This is a genomic window from Micromonospora sp. ATA51, assembly GCF_016802855.1.
GTDB classification, from domain to species: Bacteria; Actinomycetota; Actinomycetes; order Mycobacteriales; family Micromonosporaceae; genus Micromonospora; species Micromonospora sicca.
Genome location: NZ_JAEVHJ010000022.1, coordinates 17,740 through 40,672, shown reverse-complemented (window position 1 = coordinate 40,672; position 22,933 = coordinate 17,740). Strand labels below are relative to the sequence as shown.

Genomic DNA, 22,933 nt, shown 5'->3' with positions numbered 1-22,933 from the left:
TGGTCGCCGAGGGCCGCCCCGACCAGCGCGGCGACCACCACCGCCCAGAGCGGCAGCCGCCCCTCGTGCGCGAGCACGCCGCCGACCAGCACGGCCACCTCCCCGGGCACGAGCAGGCCGAGGAAGGTCGACGCCTCCAGCGCCGGCAGCAGGAAGACCAGGGCCAGCACCAGGGCGGGCGGCAGCGCCACCAGCAGGTTCAACACCCGGTCCATCCGCCGATTGTCGCCCCGCCGGCTCGCCCCCACCCCCGCGTCACCCCACCCGCCGCTTCCCCGGGCAGCCGGTCGGCGGGTGATCCCGCGCACCGGACGGCCCGAACCCGCCGGGCCGAGGCATGAATCGCGAGCGTGCCGGGGACAATAGCCCGCGACGTGAGGGTCACCGCGCGAGCGAGCGCCCGAGCCGGGGTACGTGGACGGGACGGGGGCCGGACGTGACGGGTGGCACAGCCGCCGACGAGCTGTTTCCCGGGGACGACCCGACCAGCGCGGCGCACCGGGCGAGGGACTGGGCGGCCACCCCGCTCGGGCCCGTCGAGTCCTGGCCGGTGGAGCTGCGGTCCGCGGTCCGGACCCTCATGCCCTCCCGGATCCCGATGCTGCTCTGGTGGAGCCACGAGCTGGTGCAGATCTTCAACGACCCGTACACGAGCTTCCTCGGGGACAAGTTCCCGGCGGCCGTCGGTCAGCGCGCGGTGGACTGCTGGGCCGAGATCTGGGACGTCGTCGGTCCGCTGACCGAGCGGGCGCTGTCCGGAGGGTCCACCTACTCCCACAACCAGCTGCTCTTCATGCTCCGGCACGGCTTCCTCGAGGAGACGTACTGGACCTACTCCTACAGCCCCATCGAGAACGCCGACGGGCGGGTCGACGGGGTCTTCGTGGCCACCAGCGAGGTCACCGGACAGGTCGTCGGCGACCGCCGACTGGCCCTGTTGCGCCAACTGGGTGAACTCTCGATCGCCGAGGCGGACAGTGCGACGGACGCCGTCCGGGCGGCTACCCGGATCCTCGCCCACGGGCCCGCCGACCTGCCGGCGGGCATGGTGTATCTGGGCGGGGAGCTGCCGGACCACGGCGAGAGCCCGCCGCCGGACGGTGAGCGACCGCGCCTGGTGGCGTCGTTCGGCCTGGTCGACGGGGCCGAGCGGACCGCCTTCGACGCGCCGGCCGAGGTGGTGGAGGCGATCAAGACGGGGCGGCCGGTGCGGGTGACCGGCCTGGCCGGGACGACCTGCCCGCTGGCGCGCGCGGACGGAGTCGGGGACGCGGCTCCCGTCGACGAGGCGGTGGCGCTGCCGCTGTTGGCCACCGGGGGTGGCCGGCCGGTCGGGGTGCTGGTCCTCGGCGTCAGCCCCTACCTGAGTTTCGACGAGCCGTACCGGCACTTCCTCGACGTGGTGGCCAGCCGGGTCTCCACCGCGTTGACCGACGTGCTGGCGTACGAGGCGCAGCGGCGACGGGCCGCCGCGCTGGCCGAGCTGGACGCGGCCAAGACCGACTTCTTCACCGACATCAGCCACGAACTGCGCACTCCGCTGACGCTGATCACCGGGCCGGTGCAGGAGAGCCTCGCCGACGAGCGGGAGCCGTTGCCGCCGGCCCAGCGGGAGCGGCTGGAGCTGGTGCACCGCAACGCCGGCCGGCTGCGCAACCTGGTCAACGACATGCTGGACTTCGCCCGGATCGAGGGCGGCCGGCTGGAGGCCGAGCGGGTGCCCACCGACCTGGCGGCCCTCACCCGGGGCATCGCCGAGTCCTTCGGGCATGCGATGACGGGGGCCGGGCTGGCCTTCGAGGTGGACGTGCCGCCGCTGCCCCGCACCGGGTACGTGGATCGGGACATGTGGGAGAAGGTCGTGGTCAACCTGCTCTCCAACGCGCTGAAGTACACCCTCGAAGGCAGCGTCCGGCTCCGGCTGGAGGGCGACCGGGACAGGGTCACCCTCTCGGTCAGCGACACCGGCATCGGCATTCCGGCCGACCAGCAGCCGCTGCTGTTCCGCCGCTTCCACCGGGTGCGCGGCGGCGGCGGGCGATCCCACGAGGGCGCCGGCATCGGGCTGGCCCTGGTCCAGGAGCTGGTCCGGCTGCACGGCGGTGAGGTCGGCGTGCACTCGGTCGAGGGCGAGGGCTCCACGTTCACCGCGCGGATCCCGTACGGCCGGCCCACCGGGGGCCGGCCCGGCGCGGAGGACGCCCCGCCCGGGGCGTACGGCGAGCGGGCTCTGGGCTGGGTGCCGGAGGCGCTGCCGGGCCCGGCGGCGACCGACCGGGCCGGTGGCCAGGCCCCGCCGGCGGACGCGCCGACCGTGCTGGTGGTGGAGGACAACCGGGACCTGCGGGCGTTCCTGGTCGGCCTGCTGGCGCCCAGCTACCGGGTGCTCGCGGCGGGCGACGGCCGGGCGGCGCTGGACCTGATCGCGACCGAGCTGCCGGACCTGGTCCTCACCGACGTGATGATGCCGGGGATGGACGGCTTCGCCCTGCTGGCCGCGCTGCGCGACGACCGGCGCACGGCCGGCGTGCCGGTCATCCTGCTCTCCGCCCGGGCCGGCGAGGAGGAGGCGGTGGAGGGGCTGCGGGCCGGCGCGGACGACTACCTGCCCAAGCCGTTCTCCTCCCTCGAACTGCTGGCCCGGGTCCGGGCGCACCTGGAGCTGTCCCGGCTGCGCAACCGGGAGGCGACCTGGCGCAGCGCCCTGATCGACTCGTTGCAGGACGCCTTCGTGGTCTACGACGCCGGTTTCACCCTGGTGGAGGCCAACCACGCCTTCTGCCGGCTGCTCGGCCTCGACCGGCTGGAGCTGCCGGCGCCGGCCCCGCGGTCGTGGTGGCCGGACCCGGAGACCGAGCCGGCGGAGCGGCGCGGGGTCGAGGCGGCGGTGCGGAAGATGGGGACGGTCGACGGCGGGCGGGTGACCGTGCCGCTGCGGCACGCGGACGGACACCGGATCTGGGTGGAGGCGGTGCACAACGCGCTGCGGGAGCCGGTCACCGGCGAGCGGCTGCACGTGGCGACCCTGCGCGACGTCACCGCCGAGGTCCACGCCACCGCCCGGCAGGCCGCGGTGGCTGCGCTGGCCACCCGGCTGGCCAGCGCCAGCGACATCACCGAGGTGCTGGCGGGCGGCCTCGCCGAGCTGGGCGAACTGCTCGGCGGGGCGCGCGGGGTGGCCGTCAGTCCCGACCCGACCGGCACGCCCATGGTGGTCGGCGCCGGGCTGGAGCTGACCCCACGGATCCGGCGGATCTCGAGGCGACCGGACCGGAGGCCGACCCGTACCTGGCCCGGGACGACGCCGGGCGGGTGACCGGCATCGGGGCCCGGATCGGGGTGGGCGTCGGCACCGGGGGGATCTGGCTGGAGCCGGACGCGCCCCGGCCGATGGCGGCGGTGGACGCGCCGCTGATCCGCCAGCTCTGCGCGGCGCTGGCCCAGGCGCTGGTCCGGGCCCACGCCTACGAGACGCAGCGAGGCGTGGCGCTGGCCATGCAGCGGGCCATGCTCGGGCCGACCGACCTGCCGGCCGGCTTCGCGGTCCGCTACGAGCCGGCGGTCCGCCCGCTCGAGGTGGGCGGCGACTGGTACGACGTGGTGCCGCTCCCCGGCGACCTGGTCGGCGTGGTGGTCGGCGACTGCGTCGGACGGGGGCTGTCGGCGGCCACGGTCATGGGGCAGCTGCGCAGCGCCTGCCGGGCCCTGCTGCTCCAGGCGAAGAGCCCGGCCGAGGTGCTCGCCGCGCTGGACGGCTTCGCCCGGCTGATTCCCGGCGGCGCCTGCACCACGCTCTTCTGCGCGATCATCGACTGCGCGGACGGCGAGGTGCGCTACTCCTCCGCCGGCCACCCGCCGGGCATCCTGATGCACCCCGACGGCGCGCACGAGCTGCTGGACGGGGCGCGGTCGGTGCCGCTGGCCAGCGTGGCGGTCGACCGGCGTCCGGAGACGGTCGCCCGGGTGCGGCCCGGCTCGACGCTGCTGCTCTACACCGACGGCCTGGTGGAGCGGCGCCGGGAGCTGATCGACGCGGGCATCTCCCGGGCGGTGGACGTGCTCGCCGCGGCTCGGGACCTCTCCGAGGGTGAGCTGGTCGACCGGCTGGTCCGCGACCTGCTGCCGGCCTCCGGCAGCGACGACGTCGCCGTGCTGGTCTACCGGCACCGGGGGCCGACGGTCTTCGCCGCCGAGGTGCCGGCCGACCCGGCCCAGCTCGCCCCCACCCGGGAGCGGCTCCGGGCCTGGCTGCACGACCTGGGCGTGACCGAGTGGGACGTCGAGGCGGTGCTCATCGCCACCGGCGAGGCGTGCGCGAACGCGATCGAGCACGGCTACCGGTTCGCCCCCGGCGCGATCACCACCCTCCGGGCCGAGCTGCGCGACGACCGGCTGGAGATCGAGGTACGCGACCACGGCGGCTGGCGGGCGAGCGACCCGGACGGCGGCACGGACCGGGGCCGGGGACGGTTGATCATGGCGCGGGTGATGGACGAGGCGACGATCTCCGGCACGTCCGAGGGGACGACGGTCCGGATGGTCAAGCAACTCTCCGGCGGGTCCTGAGCGTCGGTCACCCGTGCGGTCGCGGGCCGGCCGGGGCCGTGTCCAGCTCCCGTCGCAAGGCCGACGCCGGGGTCCGGCGGATGGTGAAGATCAGCTATAAGTGACTCATGGACTTTCCGGCGTACCTGGCCACCATGCCGATGCACGCGATCACCGAGATCCACGGCGAACCGGGGTTGCTGGAGCGGTTCCGGTTGGAGATCCGGGCGTTCGACGCCGATGCCCGGGAGCGGCTGACCGAGGCGCTCGACCTCGCCGCCGAGCTGCACCGCGACGACCGGCGGGTGCGCGAGCCCTACCTCAACCACCTGCTGCGGGTGGCGATCCGGATGATGCACCATTACCAGGTGCGCGACGTCGATGTGATCATCGCCGGCCTGCTGCACGACGCCGTGGAGGACCACCCGGCGGAGCTGGCCGGGCCCGACGTGTCCGGTGAGCCGACCCAGGCGGCGCTGGCCGCGCTGGCCGCGCGGTTCGGCCCCCGCGTCGCCCGCCTGGTCGGTGCGGTCACCAACCCGGCGTACGACCCGGAGCGGGACAGGGACGTCCAGTACCGGGAGCACGTGGCGGCCAGCCTGGACCGGGAGCCCTGGGCCCGGGTGATCAAGATGTCGGACTTCACCGACAACGGCGTCGGCGTGATCCACACGGTGGGGCCGAAAGTCACCCGCTCCGCCACCAAGTACCGCCCCCTGGTGCCGGTCTTCCGGGACCTGATCGCCCGGCCGGACACGCCGCTGTCCGCGCCGGTGAAGCGGCACATCTTCGCCCAGCTCGACTTGGCCGAGGAGCGGTTCAGCGCCATCCTCGACCGGCCCAACTAGGGCCTGTCCCGCCGATCATGGGAGCCACATGATCGCAGCGATCGGAACAAGGCTGGCGTGGTAGATCCCGAGGCGTTAGCCGAGGGCACGTGTGCCGACCGGGTACGGGCCGGTGGGCGGCGGCAGGGTGAGTCGCACCGGGCCGGGGCGGCCGGCGAGGCCGATCGGCGCGGCGACCCGACGGCCAGCGCGGCCCCGATGAGCCGCCGGCGCGTGAGGTGGGTGTCGCCGCCGCGCCGTTCGGCGCGGGGCGGAGGCCGGTGTCGGTGTTGGGTGCTGGGTTGGTGTGCTGGGTGCTGGTGGTCGTTACCGGCCGTCGGCCGTCTCGACCCGTACGATGAGCTGCTTGAGCCGGGCGATCTCCTCGGCGAGCGCGGCGTCCCCGGCGGGGGTGAGCGTGATCCAGGTGCGAGCGCGCCGGCCGGCGTACCCCTTCTCGACCTCGATCAGCCCGGCCGACTCGAGGACGCTCAGGTGCTGGGACAGGTTGCCGCCGGTCAGCTCCAGCTGGGTGCGCAGGAAGCCGAACTCGACCCGCCGCGCCTCGTGGGCGATGGTGAGGATGCCCAGCCGGACCCGCTGGTGCACCACGTCGTCGAGCCCGGTGGTCGGGTGCGTGGCGGCGGTCGGCTCCGGCTCGTCGAGCGGGGCGCTCATCGGTGCCGCCACGGTCGTTGCGCCAGGGCGAAGCCGAGCCCGCCGAGCAGGAGCACGCCGCCCTGGATGACCAGCGACGGGAACCCCCAGTTGCTCGCCCACTGGGCGCCCCAGCCGAAGTCGAGCGGCACCAGCACCACCGCCAGGTACCCGACGGTGAACAGCAGCAGCGCGAGGTGGCGTTCCAGCCAGGCCAGCACCAGCAGCGCCACGCCGATCGCGGAGCCCACGTCGATGAGGCGGAACAGGAACAGCGTCAGCCCGTCCGGCCGGTTGGGCGGCTCGGGCAGCCCCCAGCCCTCGTGCACGACGAGCAGCATCACGGCGGTGGACAGGACGGCCAGCGCGATGCCCGTGACGACGTACGGCACCACCCGGCCGCCCAGCCCCCGTGCCCGGGCGGTCCGCAGGTAGCCGTAGGCGATCGCCACGTACGACACGGCTAGGCCCACCGACCAGTAGACGATCCCGGCGACGTTGCGTACCTCGCACACCTGGCCGTCGGCGATTGGCTTGCAGCCGTAGACCTGGGTGCCGTAGCGGTGGACCGGCATCGCCGCGAACGTCACCACGGCCAGCACCAGCAGCGGCAGCCAGGTCACCCGCTGGGCGACCCGGACCCGCCGCGTGAGGTGCCGCACGTGCGCGAGCAGCCGGCGAGGGTCGCCCCCCGCAGCCATCGGGTGAGTAGTCATACCGACAGGTTTCCATAACAAACCAATTGGCGCTAGTCCCAATTGCGGTTGCAGCGCAGATGCCGGACTGTCGATTCCGCGGGCGTGGTGGGCTACGCCCTACGACTTCGAGTAGGCAACCGGATGGAGAAGCAACCACGCCTCCAGGTCGACGGAGTGCGCCGCTTCGGACCCCGGCCAGTCGGAGGTTCCCCTCCACCACCGCCTTGTCGGCCCAGATGCCGGGCAGCCGCGAGCCGGCCAGGTCGATCTCCCGGGTCCGGGCACCCACCAGCTCGATCCGATCGGTGAAGTCGCACCGGCTCAGCCGCACCGGATAGGGAACCTCCGCGTACGACAGGTCGAGCCTCCCGGCTATCTCGGCGCCGACCAGCGTCAGGGCAGCCAGCTCACCGGGCTCGGCCGGCACGGCGCCGAGCAGCAGGGCCCGGATGACCCCGGCGCGGACCACTCGATCCTTGGCGTCGCCGAGGTTCACCTGCGCGCGTCGAGAAAACGCCTGCCACACGGCCCGTTCCGGGGCGGTCAGCTCGAGTTCCATACCGCCATCCTGGTCGCCACCGGCAAGCCCCGTCAGCCCCGCCGATCTGCTCGGCTACCGCACCAGGTCGGCTGGGTGGTGTCACCCGGCCTGGGGGCCGGCAAGGCGGTCGCCTCCCTCCCCGGCACGTCGGCCCGGTCCGATGGGCGGGCTGCCCGGGGAGGCCGGCGGGACAGGGACACCGGCGAGAGTCGAGGTGACCTGGCGCCGCAGGCCGGACAGCGGCTCGGCAGTGTCGCGCAGCACGACCCGCAGCGACTCGCGGGCTCCGGCGTCGACCCCGCCGAGCACGTCGAGCAGGGTGCCGAGCTGGGCGGGCGGCTCCTCGGCCAGCAGGTGCCCGGCATCCCGCACCACGAGCGTGAGCGGCCCGGTGTCGAGCCGGTCGGCCAGCACGTCGGCGAGCGCGTCCCAGTTGCGCCCGAAGTGGTCGGGCAGCTCCAGCACGTCGGCGAGCGCATCGAACAGGCCGGCCCGGGTACGGGTGGCGGACCCGTCGACGGTGACCGCTCCCCCGTCGTCCCGCCCGGTGTCGTCGGGCGGCGGGGTGTCGAATCGCAGCCAGGCCGGGGCGCGCGCGTCGGCCATCGGTCCATCCTTCGGTCAGGGCGGAGCGGGGCGGGCCGCGGTGGGCCCGCCCCGCGACGCCACGGTCAGAGCCGGTAGAAGTTCGAGTAGTGGTCGGGCGAGAACCAGGTCACCCCGGTGCTCTTGTTGACCACGATCCGGTACGCGTCCCGGGACGCCCCGTAGGCACGCGGGTAGACGTCGTACTCGTAGTAGGTGGCATTGGTGGGCAGCAGCTGTCCCTCGTAGTTTTGACGTTCTCTCCGCCCTGATGTGGAACGGCCCTGTCAAGTGTGAGTACGGCATTGCGGTGGTCTGCCCCGTATTCAGGTCGTGGTTGGACCCGTCTTGGGCGCAGGTCGGTCTGCTCCCTGCCTCGATCGGCGCCAAGACCGCGGATGGGTGGTCGGGTCAAGGATCGACGGAGTCGATCGCGGAGCGACGCCGGAGGCGTCCTTGACGTGGGCACCCAGGAGTGGATGATCGAGCGGCGGGGCGGGGAGTGCTCGGTCGTCGGGCCCCTGGTGGTGGGCGGGGTGGGTGGCCACGACGCGTCGAGGCGGAGCGGGTCGGTGCGCCGCCTGTCTGATGTTCGCGTGTCGAGATCGCAAGTCGGGGATGCGCAGGATGGTGCCCCGGACTAAACGCGGCCGTCACCGCCGCAGCGGTGGGCCATAGGGCGGACGGGGATCGTTCCTGCCACGGCGTGCCTCGACGCGTCGTGGGGTCTTTGGCGCGCACGGTCACCTGTCCGACCGGTGTGTCTGCCGTGCGCGGGCTCATGGCGTGCCTTTCGGTTCAAGCGGCGGTCATCTCTGCCCACAGGAACCCGGCCAGTTCCCGGGCGATGGCCACGGCGACGATGCTGCGGCTGGTCTTGCGGGCGTTCAGTCGCCGGAACCGTCCGCTCAGGCGCTGCTGGGCGCTCCAGGACCGGGCCACCGTGGCCGCGTCGACGTGCTCCTGGCGACGCCGCAGGGTCACGCCGAGGTTGGGGTGGTGCTGGTAGGCCCACGCCGACTCGATCAGCTGGGTCCGCAGATGCGTGTTGCCGGCCTTGGTGATGTGCCCCCGCCGGACCGCCTGCCCCGAGGAGTACTCCGACGGGACCAGCCCGGTGAAGCCCATGAACGTGCGGGCGGCTGGGAAGCGCCGCCAGTCACCGACCTCGCTGGCGATGGTCAACGCCCCCACATAGGCCACTCCCCGGTAGGCGGCCAGGCGGGCCACCGCGTCAGTGAACGGTCCGTGGGTGTACCAGTGGGCCAGGTCGGCTTCCACCGCGGCCAGTTCGGCTTCGCGGGCGGTCAGCATCGCCCGGTAATGGGCGTAGGTGGCTCGCAGCGCGGGTTCGTCGAAGCGCTGCCCCAACAGCCACTGCTCATGCTTGACCGTCCACGCGGTCTCCCGCCACACCCGGTCATGGCGCAGCAGGAACTTACTCACCCGATGCCGAATGCGAGTGCGGTCACCCACGACCGCGGCCCGCGCCCGGCACAAGTCCCGCACCGCCTCCTCAGCCTCGCTCGGGACCCGGATCGCGACCAGCTCCCCAGCCCGGTGCAGCCGGGCCAGCCGACGGCAGTCACGCCGGTCGGTCTTGACCCGATCGCCGGGCGCCTTCGGGATCAACGCCGGCGCGATTACGTCGCACGCCACGCCCATCGAGCGCAGCAGCCGGTGCAGACCGAACCCGGTCGGTCCCGCCTCATAACAGACCCGCAGCTGGCCACGATCCGGGAAACGGTCGATCAGACGCCGCACCGACGCCTCGTCGTTGAAGAGCATCTCGGTGTCGGGGACCTGCTCACCCCACCTCAGGATCCCCACCGCGATCTTGTCCTTGCTCACGTCCAACCCCAGGTGGATCGGACCGGCAGAGTGCACGACACTGTTCATGAGCGGCCGGCTCCTTCCGGTAGTGGCTCCTTCCGCTCCAGGGTGGATGACCCACGAGAGATCACCAACGGGTGCAGCGCAAGTGAGCCGGCCGTTCCATGCTGACTAAACGGCGGAGATTCCCTCCACGCTGCGTGTGGAACACGCGGTGTGCGGGTGGATTCCTGCTTCTCGGCGTGGTGCCGGCACGGGTGCCGGTCTTACCTGCGCTCCACAGGCGTTTAGGCTCTCCCAGCGTCCCTGGGCGAGGATATTGATCGCCGCGTTGACGTCCCGGTCGTGGACCGCCCCGCATGGGCAGGTCCACGACCGGACGGACAGCGGTTTGGGTCCGTCCAGCCGCCCGCACGTGGAGCAGGTCTGCGATGTGGGGACGAACCGGCCGATCCGGCGGAAGCTGCGCCCGTACCGTGCGGCCTTGTACTCCAACATCGCGGTGAACGATGCCCAGCCGGCGTCGTGCACCGACTTCGCCAACCGGGTGCGGCCGAGACCGGTCACGCACAGGTCCTCGACGTACACCGCTTGGTTGTCGCGGATGATCCGTGTCGAGAGCTTGTGCTGCCAGTCCCGCCGGCTGTCGGCCACCCGGGCGTGCGCCCGGGCGACCTTGACGACGGCCTTGCTGCGATTTGCGCTGCCCCGCTGCTTGCGGGACAGGTCCTGCTGCAGTCGGCGCAGCTTGCGGGCCGCCCGGCGCAGGAACTTCGGCGCGGTGATCTTCTTGCCGTTGGACAGGACCGCGAAGTGGGTCAGGCCCAGGTCGATACCCACCTCGGCGTCGACCGGCGGCAGCGGGTCGTCGGTGTTGGCCACCACGAATGAGGCGAAGTACCGTCCGGCCGCGTCGCGGATGACCGTGACCGAGGTGGGCGCGGCCGGCAGTTGCCGGGACCACCGCAACGCCAGGTCGCCGATCTTCGGCAGCCGAAGCCGGCCGTTGTCCAGGACCTTGAACCGGGCGTTCGCGGTGAACCGGATCGCCTGCCGGTTGTCCTTGCGGGACCGGAAACGAGGCGGAGCGACCTTGCGGCCCTTGCGCTTGCCAGACAGCGAGGCGAAGAAGTTCCGGTACGCGGCGTTCAGGTCCGCGAGGGCCTGCTGGAGCACCACCGCCGACACCTCGCCCAGCCACACCCGCTCCGGCGTCCGCTTCGCCTCGGTGATGACCCGCTTCGACAGGTCGCCGTCCGACAGGTACGCCTCGCCTGCCTCGTGGGCCTGCTGACGTGCGCGCAGCCCATCGTTGAACACCACCCGCGCGCACCCGAACGCCCGCGCCAGCGAAGCCTGCTGGCCGGGCGTCGGGTAGACGCGGTAGTTGTACCGAAGCTGCACACCAGACAGCCTGGCATCGGCATATGACAGATATCAGAAGCCTCCGCACTGCCAGACACTGGGTCTTCGCCCTCCACGCCGACTTGGTCTTCGTCACGAAGTACCGGCACACGGTGTTCACCGACCGGCACCTGGCCCGCCTGGAAGACAGCACGCCGGCGGTGTGCGCCGACTTCGACACCGAGCCGGTCGACTTCAACGGCGAGGACAACCACTCCCTGGTCAACTTCCCACCCACGGTCGCCCCGTGGAAACTGGTCAACAGCCTCAAGGGCGTATCCAGCCGCCGGCTGCGCCAGCAGTTCCCCGACCTCGTGGCCCACTACTACCACGCCAACCGGCTCTGGTCGGGCTCGTACTTCGCCGGCTCCGGCGGCACACCGCTCACCGTGCTGCGCCAGTAGACGAGCAGCAAACCGGCCAGGTTAGAGCACGCTCGGGCCTAGGCGGCCCTCCTTCACCCCCGCCCTGAAGGGCGGAGCACTGGCCCGCACCCTGGTAGTGGCGGCCGCTCCAGGTGTACGAGCCCCGGGTGGTCGGAAAGCCCTTGGCCGCCCAGCCGGACCGCGCGGTGCGGGCGTCCGCCCAGCGGGTCATCGTGCAGGAGCCGTAGACGGCGGCCTGGGCCGGTTCGGCGAGCTTGGGTGACACCACCGACGGGCCGCCGAGCGCGGTGGCGACCATGGCCGTCAGCAGGGCGAACGCGCCGAGGATGCGGCGCGGGTGGCGCGCCGCTGAGTCGCGAGCGTGGTCAAGAGGATCCTCCCCGTCCTGATGCGACGAGACATCGGTCTATACCACTCTCCCGATCGCGCACCAGTCTGGTCGTGATCGTCGCCGACGTACAGCCCCCGCACGGAAACGGATCCGCAATCCACGATGAACATCTCTTCCGCCGAGCCGTCCGGAACCGGCTCGCCCGATCGTCACCGTGGTGCAGCCGAACCAAGGAGACGAAGCCATGCCCGACCCGATACCGCAGCCGTCACCGGACCCGGAGACCGCACTGCTGCTGTCCCACCTCGATGCTCAGCGCGATCACGTGCTGGGCATCCTGGAGGGCCTCGACGAGGACGCCCTGCGGCGGCCGGTGCTGCCATCGGGATGGAGCTGCCTCGGCCTGGTACGACACCTCACGGTGGACGACGAGCGATTCTGGTTTCGCCGGGTCGTCGCCGCCGAGCAGGACCTGCTGGACCGACCGGACGACGTCGTCGAGGACGCCTGGCGGGTCGGGGCGGACGTGTCGAGCGCCGAGGTGTTCGGCCGGTACCGGCAGGAGATCGGCCGGGCGAACGCCATTATCACCGCCAGCGCGTTGGACACCCCGCCGGCCTGGTGGCCCACCGACCTGTTCGGAACCTGGCGGCTGCACGACCTGCGGGAGGTCATCCTGCACGTGATCACCGAGACCGCCTGCCACGCTGGCCACCTCGACGCGGCCCGTGAACTCATCGACGGCCGGGCCTGGCTCGTCCTGTCGGAGTAGACCCCGCGGACCGACGTGCGGGTGGGCGGATCACCGCCCACCCGCACGTCCGGCTCAGCCGGTCACTGGGCGAACGCCTGGAACTCCGCGATCCGGACGTTGTTCGCCTGGACGCTGGCGGTCGCGCAGTCGGTCGCCGCCCGCGGGTCGGCGTCCTGCTCACCGGCGTAGTCCGGCGCGCCGGTGCACTGGTTGGTCACCACCTCGACGCGCAGGTGGGTCGCCTCCGTCCGCGGGATGTCGAAGGACCGGATGATCAGCTCCGGCGCCCGGGGCCGCGGCGCCACCGACGGGAAAGCGTCCGCCGGGCTGGTGTAGACGGCTTGGAAGTCGGCCGCCTCGGCACAGGTGACCGTGCCCGTCGCCGTGCACGCCAGCACCCGGAACTGCCGCAGCGCCGAGAAGCGGCTCTGCGTACCGGCGTCCGGGTCGCCGGCGACCGGCGGTCGCAGCATCGCGCTGACCTGCACCCGGCGTACCTGTCGGGTGCCGCCGGCCAGGTCGACGGTGACCTGCCGGCCGGCGACCGGGCTGCCCAGCGAGGCCCAGTTGGTGGCCTCGTCGTCGTCGGCGATCTTCGCGAGGTTGATCCCGTCCCCGCTGACCGTCGCGCCCGAGCTGGTGGACGCCAGGTTGCGCCGCACCTTGACCGGCAGGTCGCGGACCTGACCGGCCTTCACGGTGACCGGGCCGACCCGGACGTGCCCGTGCCCCGGCGCGCGGACCACGAACTCGTACGTGCCGGGGACCAGCCGCACTCGGTCGGTGAGCGGGGTGGCCGGGTCGGTGTCGGCGACCGGCACCGCGCGGGCCTGGTAGCGGCCCACGTACAGCTGCGCCCCGGGCACCGCCGCGTCCTCGTCCTCGGGCGCGAACGTCAGGGTGGCCTCGTTCGCGTACGGGGAGGTGAAGCTCGGCGTCGGGTTGACGTCGCCGTTGCCGACGCTGGCCGCGGTCTCGCCGAGGCCGCGCGCCGCGAAGGCGTTCCAGAGCAGGTCCTGGTTCGCCCCGCCGAAGCGGATCCGGTCGGCGGCGAGCATCGCGTCCCGGGCGTCGACCATGCTCACCTGGCTGACCGCCATCAGCAGGAACGAGTCGAAGACGAGCTGAATCCAGCGCCGGTTGCCCGGGCAGGCGGTGACCGGCGTCGCGCCGTTGGCGCAGGACTTCTGCGACGCGGCGTCGCCCGCGCCGTACCGTCCCATCATCGCGGCCCGGATGTCCGCGTTGGTGGCGCTCCACACCTCGCCGGAGGCGTGCACCTGGAGGCCGACGAAGTCGTAGTCGATCGCGCTGTAGTTGAGCGGGCTCGCGCTCATGTTGTAGTTCCGGATGCCCGCGTCCGGGTCGCCGGTGGTGTATTCGCCGATGGTGAACCCGCGCCGGCCGGGCGCGGCGTACCCGTGCTCGTACAGGTACTCCATCGCCAGCTGGTCCGACCAGCTCTCGCTCATCCCCTGCGGGGAGCTGACCCCGGCGTTCGGGCCGGCGATCATGCGGTTGCTGATCGCGTGCCCGTACTCGTGGGCGATGACCGACATGTCGAAGTCGCCGTCCACGCAGGGCGCGTAGAACGAACCGGCGATCGGCTGCCACAGGTACATGTTGGTGATGGGCGCGACCCCGTCGGCCGGGGTGATCTGGTTGGCGTTGTCCCGGGCGGCGAAGTTCGGCGGGCCGCCGCTGATCCCGCCGGCCTGGGCGTTGCCCTGCTCGGCGTCGGCGCCGAGGCCGCTACGGCCGAAGTTGTCCTGTTGCAGGTTCCAGGTCGCCTCGGTGAAGCCCAGGTGGTACGACCAGTCGTGCATCCGGTTGTGCATCCCGAACAGGTTGGCTCGGGCGGCGTCGATGTCGTTGGCCTGCGGCGAGGTGAAGGTGTCCGGGCTGCACTTCTGCTCGTACCACTGGTTGGTCCAGGGGTAGGCGTAGGTGCGGTCCGGCCGGGGCGTGGCCGTCTCGGTGCCCACGCTGAACGGGTCGTTGCTGTTCCAGTTCTGCACCGCGATGCTGTTGTTGCCCTTGGTGGTCCGGGTGGACGCCCCGGTGGCCGGGTCGACGTCCCAGGGCAGCGGCGAGGCCGACGTGCCGACCACCTCGTCGCAGCCGGCGGCCGGCTGGAAGCACCAGCCGACCCGGGTGTCGGCCGACGAGTGGTCGGTCGACGGGGAGTTCGGGAAGACCTCCCACTGCGGGTTGTCCGCCTCGTGGTCGACCAGGTCCTCCCGGACCAGCACGCTGCCGTCCCGGGCGCCACGTAGGTGGAGAAGGCCGCCGGGTCCGCGCCAGTGAGGTCGCGCCGAGGATCACCTCGTACGCGGCCCGCGCGCCCCGGTCGGCGGTCGGCACCGCGACCAGCGAGGCACGCAGGATCTTCGGGTCGGTGAGGCCGGCATCGGTGGCCGCCGCCCGCTGCGCCTGCTCGGCGCTGATCGTGGCCGGGGCCGGCGCGCCGCCGTCCCGGGCGAGGGACGAGCTGACGTGCCACACCGCGCCGTCGCGGACGCCGACCGCGAGGACGCCGTCCACCGCGGCAGGCAGGTCGCCGAAGCGCTGGCGGAACAGCACGGTGGCGCCGTCACCCATCGGGGCGACGGTCAGCTGCTCCAGGGCCTCCGCGCCGTCGGCGGTCAGCCCCAGCAGGTCCCGGTTGGCGGCCACGTACGCCCGCGCCGCGGCGGCCGGGTCGGCGGCCAGCCCCGTGGCCAGCGGCTTGTCGGTGGCGGTCAGGGTGGCGGGGGTGCCGAAGGTGCTCCAGCGGGCCCGGGCGCCGAGCGCGGCGGCCCGGTCGCGCTGCCGGGCGGTCGGGGCGATCCGCCCCTGTCGGTTGTCCTTGGCCTTGGTGTCGTGGCGGTCGCCGGGCAGGTCGCCGGGGCGGGCCTGTGTGGGGGTCTGTTCCCGGGGTGCGGCCTGGCCGCCAGCTCCTGCGGTCAGGACCAGTCCGGCCGCGAGTAGCAGCGCGGTGGTCCCAGTCAACGCACGGGATGGTGTGCGCACGGTCCCTCCTGTCGTCGAACGGCGATGTCCGTCCTGCCATCCGACCAGGTCACAGTGGACCGGGGGATGGGCCGAACATCCACACATGCGCCACGGTCGATCGCTGGCCGTAACGGCGAAAGGACATTTGTCGGAATATTCGGACGCCGCGCCACGGCACGGACGTCACGGCCGACAAATCGGTCATCCCCTGGTTACCGTGGAGCATGGACGACGGCCCGGCAGCGCCCACGAAGGATGGCGACGACGCTGCCGCACGCGACACCTCCGACCAGGAGCCGGCCCCGTCGTCGCCGGAAGCGGGAGAGCCGAGCGGCCGCAGTGGAGCGGATCCGCGCGAGGCGACGAGCGACACGACCGACGCCTCCGGCACCGCGTCGAGCTCGGATGACCGCTGGCGGGGCCTGGCGCACCGGGCACTGGAGCTCTGGGGACAGACTCTGCCGTATTGGCGGAAGGTGAAGGAGTTCTTGTGGGGCGTGATCAACGCCCTGCGGGAGACGGGGCCCGTGTCGGGAGCGACTTCCCCGGCCCCGGGACCGGCCCCGGGACCGCTGACCGAACGACTGGACACCGCGGTACCGATCCGAGTGTCGGGTCAGGGCCGGGCGTTCAACTTCCACATCCACGCCCGGTGCGTCTGGTCATCGGAGACCCTCCGCCGGGAGGCGTTGCTCAGCTACGCGCACTACCACATGCCGGCCGCCATCCGCAGGCTGACGATCCTCGCGGCCGAGCACGCCTCCCACTTCACCGCGCTGCGCACGGCGGAGCTGGAGGTCGAGCTGCAGCGGGCGTTGTCGGAGACCGGCCGGTGGCGGTACAAGGTGGGTGACACGATGGTCACCTGTCAGCCCCATGTCTGGGTGGACGTTGACGAGCGCGTCAGGAAGGCCGTCCTGCCGTACTGGGAACAGTTGGTCAAGCTCGACGGCGAGTTCGAGGTGGACCGTAGGCGAGCCAGGTACGCCGACCAGCTCGGCCGGCAGTGGGTGGCCGTCATCGAAAACCTCGCCGACCCTGCGGCTGCGGACGAAGCCGCCCGGACGACCAGCGAGAACGTGGCCGGCGACGTGCGGCGGCGGATGGCGACGGAGCTGAAGTCCGCCCTGCAGCGGATGGAAGAACTGCTCCGCAGGACACTGCGTGACGGGGACATCTTCTAGACCGACAGGGCGCTGGCAACGACCGGGCTATCCGCCGGGTCACCCTGGACCTCGCTTCCCTGATCACCCGCCCGTGAGCGCTAAGGCAAGTATGCCGTCCGTACCGGTTCGGCAAGGACGGCCTGAGCCGCGGGCACATCGGCCAGACGCGTGGCCAGGGTGGCAACCGCCAGTCGGTGCGGGAGGGCGGCGCTGAACTTGAGGCCATCCAGGGCCTTCTCGTTGACGTCCGGCAGGCAGACCCGTCCGGCCGCGTCCGCCTTTGCCGCACGCACCATCTCCCGGCTCAGGTCGGGGCGCAGCCGGATCGAGGCGTCGTCGTACCGCTGGGTCGGGTCGGCCAGCTCACTCAGCGTGGAGATCAGCGTGGCGTTGGCCCGGAAGCCCGCCCAGGTCCACCACCGCACCTCGCCGTCACTCTCCCGAACCACCAGCGTGCCGCCCGGATGGACCAGCGCACCGAACTCCTCGCGCAGGCCGGCCAGCCGGTTTGCGGCCCGACCGGTCAGCGCGACCGGCGGATCGGCACCGAGCAACACATCCCGCATGGCCCGCACCATCCGGTACGAGCGTCCCTGCGGCACCCCGCCGGTCATCCAGAGCGCCTTCCCGCCGCCCTCTGCCGGCTCGACGAAGCACCGGTGCCGCTTCCAGTCGATGTAGGTGACCCGCCAGCTCCGCCCGCCGAGCAACAGCAGCCGGGGACCCTGAACCTTCGCCGTGAGCAGCGCCGGGTCGGTACGCCCGATCTCGGTACGCCCCGACAGCACCGTGAACTGGGGCGGCGCGGTGAACACCGCGAGCATGTCCATGAAGTGCCGACGGCCGAAGCGCGCCTCCGCCTCCGGTCCGATGAAGAGCATGCCGGAGTCCGAGTCGAGGTAGCCCTGGTCGACGAGATGCCGCACGATGACGTCGGCGGTCTTGTCGAACGGCGCCAGCCCGTTCCACTCCTGCACCCAGAGCTGATCCCCGACCCGATGCTGCTGCAGCGACAGCGCCAACATCTGCTGGGCGACGATGTGCCGCGGCTCCGGCGGCGGCACCACCTCCTCGACCCAGCCCTGCGCCCAGAGGTGGAGCAGCCCGGCCGCCTGTAGGAGCCCGTCACCGTCCAGCGCGAGGAAGAGACAGTTCCGGCTGCTGCCGGGCCGCCGACCCGTCCGGCCGATCCGTTGCAGGAAGGCCGCGACGCTGCGCGGGGCGTCGACCTGGATGACGCGGTCGAGGTCGCCGACGTCGATCCCCAGCTCGAGGGTGCTGGTGGCCACGATGACGCAGTCCCGTTCCTGCGCGAACGCCACCTCCGCGCGACGCCGCTCGTCCACCGAGAGCGAGGCGTGGGACAGGAAGGTGGTGACGTCAAGCGCCCGCAGCCGTTGGCCGAGTTCCTCGACCAACGCCCGGGACTCGCAGAACACCAGCCGCTTCTCGCCGCGGTGCAGGGCGGCGATGACCTTCGCGGCGTTGTGCACCGAGCCGACGTAGTCCAACTCGACCTCGCCCGCAGGCCGGGCGACGGACACGGCTGGGGCGACGGACACGGCTGGAGCGGCGGCAATCTCGGGCGCGACGACCCGCGCCGGCCGTTGCCCGCGACCGGACCCCTGCAACCAGGTCAGCAGCGTGTCGGGATTACCGACCGTCGCCGAGAGGCCGATGCGCTGCACCGGCCGGCCGGTGACCCGGCTGAGCCGCTCGAGTACGGCCAGCAGGTGCCATCCGCGGTCGTCGCCGGCGAACGCGTGCACTTCGTCGACCACGACGGCCCGCAGGCCACGGAAGAACTCGTCGTGGTCGACGGTGGCACTGACCAGCATCGACTCCAGGGACTCGGGGGTGGTGAGGAGCACGTCCGGTCGGTCGCGGAGGATCTTCCGCCGCCGGCCCATGGTCACGTCACCGTGCCAGAGCGCAGCGCGGCGCCCCAGCCACCCGGTGTACGTTTCCAGCCGAGGAAGGAGGTTGTTGAGCAGGGCCTTGAGCGGGCAGACGTAGAGCAGCGACGTGCCCGCCCAGTTCTCCTCGGCCATTCGGGACAGCAGCGGGAACATCGCCGCTTCGGTCTTGCCGCCCGCCGTCGGGGCGAGGAGCAGAGCGTCGTCGCCGTCGAGCAGCGGTTGGACGGCGGCCTCCTGCAATGGCCGCAACGCCGGCCACTGCAACGAGTTCACTACATGGTGTAGCACCACCGGATGCAGCAGGTCGGCCCCGGCCATCAGCTGCTGGCGCGGATGTCGTCAAGCCGCTGCAACAGCTTCTCGCTCAGCGATCGGAAGTCCTGGTAGCAGCGTTGAACCAGGGTCTGCGTGCTGCCCAGAGCACCGTCGGCCGATCGGAGATCGAACATCGGCTTCCGCGCGTCGTGGGACAACGGCATCAGGCTCTGGTAATTGCGCAACGTGGCGATCTCGTAAGCCTTCCTGGTCACGCCGCTGCCCGGTTCGTCGAGCACGGACGTGGCGAAGACCTCGGGGATGCGGTCCAGCCAACGTTGGTACGCCTTCACGGGGCGGTCCAGGCGCATGGTCGGTTGCATGATGACGTAGCCCAGCGGACGCATCCGCCCCACCGGTGCTTCGATCCCCGGCGGCAGGTCGGGCATGACCTTGTGGTGCCATGTGCGCCGCCACATCCTCAGCGTCGGCCCGAGATTACGCAGACCCCGCAGCGAGAACAAGTCGGCGGCGAGCGGTACGAGCACTGTGTCGGCCGCCAGCAGTGCCGCGCGGTTGATCGCTCCGAGGTTCGGACCCACGTCGATCAGGGCGATGTCGGCGTCCACCTCGCGGCCTGCCGTCTGCAGGATCCGATGGAACGCGGTGGTGGTCCTCAGCGCGGCGGGGTCGCCGGTGAAGCCCTTGGGCCACGCCTCGCTGAGCCGATCCTCGAAGGAGCTGAGGGTCAGGTCACCGGCGAGCAGCCAGAGTCCTTCCGCGATCGGAACCGGCTCGCAGGGGCGGATGTCCCCCATCCCCTCCATGATCGGTTTGACCGCCGCGGCCACGGTGGGCGCCTGGCCGCTCTCGCCGGGAGAGACCGTCACACCGTTCGGCTCCCGCCATACCTGTTCCAGATCCTCTTCGTCGAGGAATGCCGCCGTCAGGTTCGACTGCGGGTCGAGGTCGACGGCGAGGACCCGGTGCCCGAGACGCTGCAGCATGTGCGCGAGGTGGTAGGTGAGGGTGGTCTTGCCGACGCCGCCCTTGTTGTTGAACAGGGCGACGGAGATCACGACGCACTCCGTACGGTCACAGTCCAGGAGGCGTCGTCGACGACGAACTCCGGTGGCGGGTTGCCGTTGCGCGTCAGTGCGGCCCTGATCCGTCCGATGCCCCTGCCGAACTGGTTGACGTATCCGACGGACTTCATCGCGGCGGCCAGGGACGGATTGCGATAGTCGTTGACTCGGTCGAAATTGTCTGCCCGGACTTGTCCGAACGGCCCACCGGGATTGGTCACCTCGATGCGGTCGTCGAACCACACGACTCGGACCGGAGCATTCGACGATTCGTAGTTGCGGTGCATGATCGCGTTCATGCACACCTCCCGAAGAGCGTCGATCGGATAGTTTGGTCGGGACTCCTCCCGGAAGCCGCTCACCTCGACGAGTCGCGTCCGGAGGTGACCCTTGAGCAGAGTCTCAAGCCGCTCGGCCGCGTCGATGACGTTCAGCCGGAGTTCCTGCTCGTCCAGCACCGATCCTCCGACGTCCGTCCCCTCGTAGCGGACGAACTGGACGTACGCCCCAGGGATGCGGTTGGTCGGATCCAGACCGACGAGCAGGAGGCCGAGCACGGTCGGCGTGCCGTCCACGTCGGCGAGCCGGAGCGAGGCCAGCTGCTGCTCGATCGACCGGTGGTTCTCCTCGATCACCGAAGGGTCGACGGCTTGGCGGAGATACTCCGTCCGAAACAGGTTGAGATCGAGGTCGTCCAGGGTGCTTCCGGGCACCGGGCGGACGTCGAAGGGTGCCTCGAAGGACCGCCGCCGCTCGGAGAGCACTCGCTCGTCGTCCCGGGTGGCACGCCGGGTGGACGGGCCTGGCCGGACATATACGACGTTGTCGAAGCGCACCGGCGGCGTGTGGGACGCATTCACCCTTACACGGATTACCGGCATCCCTTCATACAGACCGGCACTGACGACCATCGACGGCCGGTCGAGAATCAGGCCTTGATCGCGATACTCGGTGATCTTCAGCAATGCGCCGTCAGACGTGTCTGTTGCGCCGGCCGGACGGCCATTGGCATCGACACCGATAATGAGATCACCGCCGCCAAGGCCCGGCAGGTCGTTCGCGAGAGCACAGATCGCCTTGCGAATGGCGTTCCGATCCGTAGCCTCTCGCTTGAACTCGAGGGCGGCGGTCTCCTGCGTGCCGAGGAGCAAGGCGAGGTCGGTGCTCATGATCTGATTCTGTCCTACAGGTCGAGCGAAATCGCGTCAGCGCTGGTCGCGTTGCGTTCCACGTCCGTCATCTCGGTGGCCGAGAGGGTCAGTGCGTAGTGCTGCCGCGGGTCGAAGTCGGCGTACTGGTCGACGCGGTCGAGCACGTCCCCCACCAGCTTCTTGAGGAACAGCCGCGGTGCCACGCCAACCTTGCCGCCCAATCCCCCGGCGACGGCGCGGGCGAGGTCACCGAGGTACGCGTCGTCGACCAGGCCACGCACCCGACCCGATGCGGCGGATCCGTCGGCGTAGAGGTCGCGTACCCGGCCGCCGAGTTCCACCAGGGAGTCGACGGTGAAGCCGGCGAGCCGGATCTGCACCGCGCGCGGGTTGTCGAACCGGGGATCGGTTGTGAAGTCGACGGCCAGCCGCTGAGCGAGTGGTGCGAGCCGCTGCACACCCTGCGGCCCCTCGTAGAACGCCGGGGTGCCGGTGATGACGAGGTAGAGCCCGGGAAAGCGGCCGGAGTGCACCTCGTCGATGAGTTGCCGCAGCGCGTTGAGCGCCCTGTCGCGGGCGTCGGAGCGGACCCGCTGCAGCGTCTCGACCTCGTCGAGGACCAGCAGCAGGCCGGGGTGCCCGCTGTCGCGCAGGACCGCGAGCAGGCCCTGCAGGAAGCTGAGCGCGGCGAAGTGGTCGAGATCCCCGCGCACCCCGGCGACCCGGCGGGCCGACGCGGCGACGTGCGGCTGCCGCCGAGCCAGGCCAGGACGGCTTCGGCGGTGGCGGGATCACCGGCGAGGGAGGCGGTCCGGTAGCCGCGGAGCGCGGCCGCGAAGGCGGGGGCCGTGCGGCTGACCGCGGCGAGTCGCTGGTCGAGCAGCACCCCGACCGCCCGGTCGAGGGCGTCCGGATCGTCCGCGGCTACCTCGCCCGTCGCGAGGACATCCTCCTCCAGCGCGTAGAACCAGCCGTCGACGACGGGTCGCAGGGCGCTCGGCGGAAACGTCGAGGTGGTGAGCCGCTCGGTGAGCCGGCGGTACACGGTCTCCAGCTTGTGCAGCGGGGTCTCGTTCTCGGAGATCTGCACCTCGGCGGTGGCGAAGTTGGCGCGCTTCGCCCGCTCAGCGATCCAGCGCGTGAAGAAGGTCTTACCGGAGCCGTACTCACCGCGGACCGCCTTGAACACCGAGCCGCCGGTGGCGACCGTGTCCAGGTCCTCCCCCACCGCGCTGGTGAACCGGTCGAGCCCGACGGCGAAGAGGTCCAGTCCGGCCGACGGGACGGCGCCCCGGCGCAACGCGTCGATGACCTCCCGCCGCCGAGCCGGGCTCACGGCGGTCACGGACCGCCCCCGGGCAGGCCGAACTGCGTCCGCAGCAGGGCGGTGTCCAGTTTGACGGTGCGCCCGTCGTCGATCTGCGACAGCACCGGGTAGTTGTCGACGTTGAAGATCCGCTGCAGGGTGTTGACGAATCCACCCTCCCGCCCGGGCAGCTCACCGGCCCGCTGACCGAGCACGGCCAGCGGCAGCACACCCTTGGCCTCGACCAGCGCGCGCATCGCCGCCTCGATCTTCTTCCGGTCCACCTTCCGCGGGGTCAGGCCGTGCTGGGCCTCGAACAGCTCGGTGGCCAGCACCGCGCTCACCAGATCGCCCTCTCCAGCCGGCGGCGCCGCCGCGGGGGCACTCGCCAGCTCCGGTACGTCGAACAGCGCGTCCCCGGTGACGGCCGGCGCCTTGCGTCGCGGCCTGGGTGCGGGCACCGGAGTCGTGGGGGCAGTCGGAACTGGAGCGGTCG

16 protein-coding genes and 3 pseudogenes are annotated in these 22,933 nt (G+C 71.7%); 6 read left to right on the top strand and 13 right to left on the bottom strand.

Features of this window, described 5'->3' with window-relative positions; translation table 11 throughout:
- Positions 1 to 215 (bottom strand): annotated as a pseudogene (locus tag JNW87_RS06390) (DedA family protein); the annotation flags it as partial.
- A gap of 221 nt (positions 216 to 436) precedes the next feature.
- Here JNW87_RS06390 and JNW87_RS06385 point away from each other — a divergent pair.
- From JNW87_RS06385 to JNW87_RS06375, 3 genes are all read left to right on the top strand, one after another.
- A complete protein-coding gene (locus JNW87_RS06385; RefSeq protein WP_238453294.1) occupies positions 437 to 3,316 on the top strand; it encodes an ATP-binding protein in 2,880 nt (959 codons plus the stop codon).
- Positions 3,313 to 4,566, top strand: coding sequence for a SpoIIE family protein phosphatase (locus JNW87_RS06380; protein WP_238453293.1), 1,254 nt, complete (start codon positions 3,313 to 3,315; stop codon positions 4,564 to 4,566). The genes JNW87_RS06385 and JNW87_RS06380 overlap by 4 nt, the downstream gene beginning before the upstream one ends.
- Before the next feature lie 107 nt (positions 4,567 to 4,673).
- Positions 4,674 to 5,393, top strand: coding sequence for an HD domain-containing protein (locus JNW87_RS06375; protein ID WP_238453292.1), 720 nt, complete (start codon positions 4,674 to 4,676; stop codon positions 5,391 to 5,393).
- Positions 5,394 to 5,699: 306 nt separating this feature from the next.
- Here JNW87_RS06375 and JNW87_RS06370 read toward each other — a convergent pair whose 3' ends face one another.
- From JNW87_RS06370 to JNW87_RS06345, 6 genes and pseudogenes are all read right to left on the bottom strand, one after another.
- Entirely contained in the window at positions 5,700 to 6,050 is a 351-nt protein-coding gene (locus tag JNW87_RS06370) for a transcriptional regulator (RefSeq protein WP_238453291.1), read from the bottom strand.
- A complete protein-coding gene (locus tag JNW87_RS06365; RefSeq protein WP_238453290.1) occupies positions 6,047 to 6,730 on the bottom strand; it encodes a hypothetical protein in 684 nt (227 codons plus the stop codon). The genes JNW87_RS06370 and JNW87_RS06365 overlap by 4 nt, the downstream gene beginning before the upstream one ends.
- 637 nt (positions 6,731 to 7,367) lie before the next feature.
- Positions 7,368 to 7,874, bottom strand: coding sequence for a barstar family protein (locus tag JNW87_RS06360; protein WP_238453289.1), 507 nt, complete (start codon positions 7,872 to 7,874; stop codon positions 7,368 to 7,370).
- A 65-nt stretch (positions 7,875 to 7,939) separates the two neighbouring features.
- Positions 7,940 to 8,104, bottom strand: a pseudogene (locus JNW87_RS06355) (ribonuclease domain-containing protein); the annotation flags it as partial.
- A 547-nt stretch (positions 8,105 to 8,651) separates the two neighbouring features.
- A complete protein-coding gene (locus tag JNW87_RS06350; protein ID WP_238453288.1) occupies positions 8,652 to 9,752 on the bottom strand; it encodes an IS110 family transposase in 1,101 nt (366 codons plus the stop codon).
- Positions 9,753 to 9,857: 105 nt separating this feature from the next.
- Entirely contained in the window at positions 9,858 to 11,090 is a 1,233-nt protein-coding gene (locus JNW87_RS06345) for a transposase (protein ID WP_238453287.1), read from the bottom strand.
- A 23-nt stretch (positions 11,091 to 11,113) separates the two neighbouring features.
- Here JNW87_RS06345 and tnpA point away from each other — a divergent pair, with 23 nt between their 5' ends.
- Both tnpA and JNW87_RS06335 read left to right on the top strand, forming a co-directional pair.
- A complete protein-coding gene (gene tnpA, locus JNW87_RS06340) occupies positions 11,114 to 11,494 on the top strand; it encodes an IS200/IS605 family transposase (RefSeq protein ID WP_238453286.1) in 381 nt (126 codons plus the stop codon).
- A gap of 557 nt (positions 11,495 to 12,051) precedes the next feature.
- On the top strand, positions 12,052 to 12,579 hold the full coding sequence (locus JNW87_RS06335; RefSeq protein WP_238453285.1) for a DinB family protein: 528 nt from the start codon (positions 12,052 to 12,054) through the stop codon (positions 12,577 to 12,579).
- A gap of 62 nt (positions 12,580 to 12,641) precedes the next feature.
- Here JNW87_RS06335 and JNW87_RS06330 read toward each other — a convergent pair whose 3' ends face one another.
- Positions 12,642 to 14,813: a M36 family metallopeptidase gene (locus JNW87_RS06330; RefSeq protein WP_238453284.1), complete on the bottom strand. Its 2,172-nt coding sequence runs from the start codon at positions 14,811 to 14,813 to the stop codon at positions 12,642 to 12,644.
- Between the two features lie 1,218 nt (positions 14,814 to 16,031).
- On the opposite strand from JNW87_RS06330, the gene JNW87_RS06325 reads away from it, so the two are divergent.
- Positions 16,032 to 16,739, top strand: a complete 708-nt coding sequence (locus JNW87_RS06325) for a hypothetical protein (protein WP_146231015.1) — start codon at positions 16,032 to 16,034, stop codon at positions 16,737 to 16,739.
- An 80-nt stretch (positions 16,740 to 16,819) separates the two neighbouring features.
- Here the strand turns inward: JNW87_RS06325 and JNW87_RS06320 are convergent, their stop codons facing one another.
- The 5 genes and pseudogenes from JNW87_RS06320 to JNW87_RS06300 form a co-directional block, all read right to left on the bottom strand.
- Positions 16,820 to 18,958: a DEAD/DEAH box helicase gene (locus JNW87_RS06320; RefSeq protein ID WP_109801111.1), complete on the bottom strand. Its 2,139-nt coding sequence runs from the start codon at positions 18,956 to 18,958 to the stop codon at positions 16,820 to 16,822.
- Entirely contained in the window at positions 18,958 to 19,974 is a 1,017-nt protein-coding gene (locus JNW87_RS06315) for a ParA family protein (RefSeq protein WP_109801110.1), read from the bottom strand. Before JNW87_RS06315 ends, JNW87_RS06320 begins: the two co-directional genes overlap by 1 nt.
- Positions 19,971 to 21,149, bottom strand: a complete 1,179-nt coding sequence (locus JNW87_RS06310) for an ATP-binding protein (protein WP_109801109.1) — start codon at positions 21,147 to 21,149, stop codon at positions 19,971 to 19,973. The genes JNW87_RS06315 and JNW87_RS06310 overlap by 4 nt, the downstream gene beginning before the upstream one ends.
- A 14-nt stretch (positions 21,150 to 21,163) precedes the next feature.
- Positions 21,164 to 22,467: pseudogene (gene brxD / locus JNW87_RS06305) on the bottom strand (BREX system ATP-binding protein BrxD).
- Between the two features lie 5 nt (positions 22,468 to 22,472).
- Positions 22,473 to 22,898, bottom strand: coding sequence for a hypothetical protein (locus tag JNW87_RS06300; RefSeq protein WP_238453283.1), 426 nt, complete (start codon positions 22,896 to 22,898; stop codon positions 22,473 to 22,475).
- Between the last annotated feature and the right edge of the window lie 35 nt (positions 22,899 to 22,933).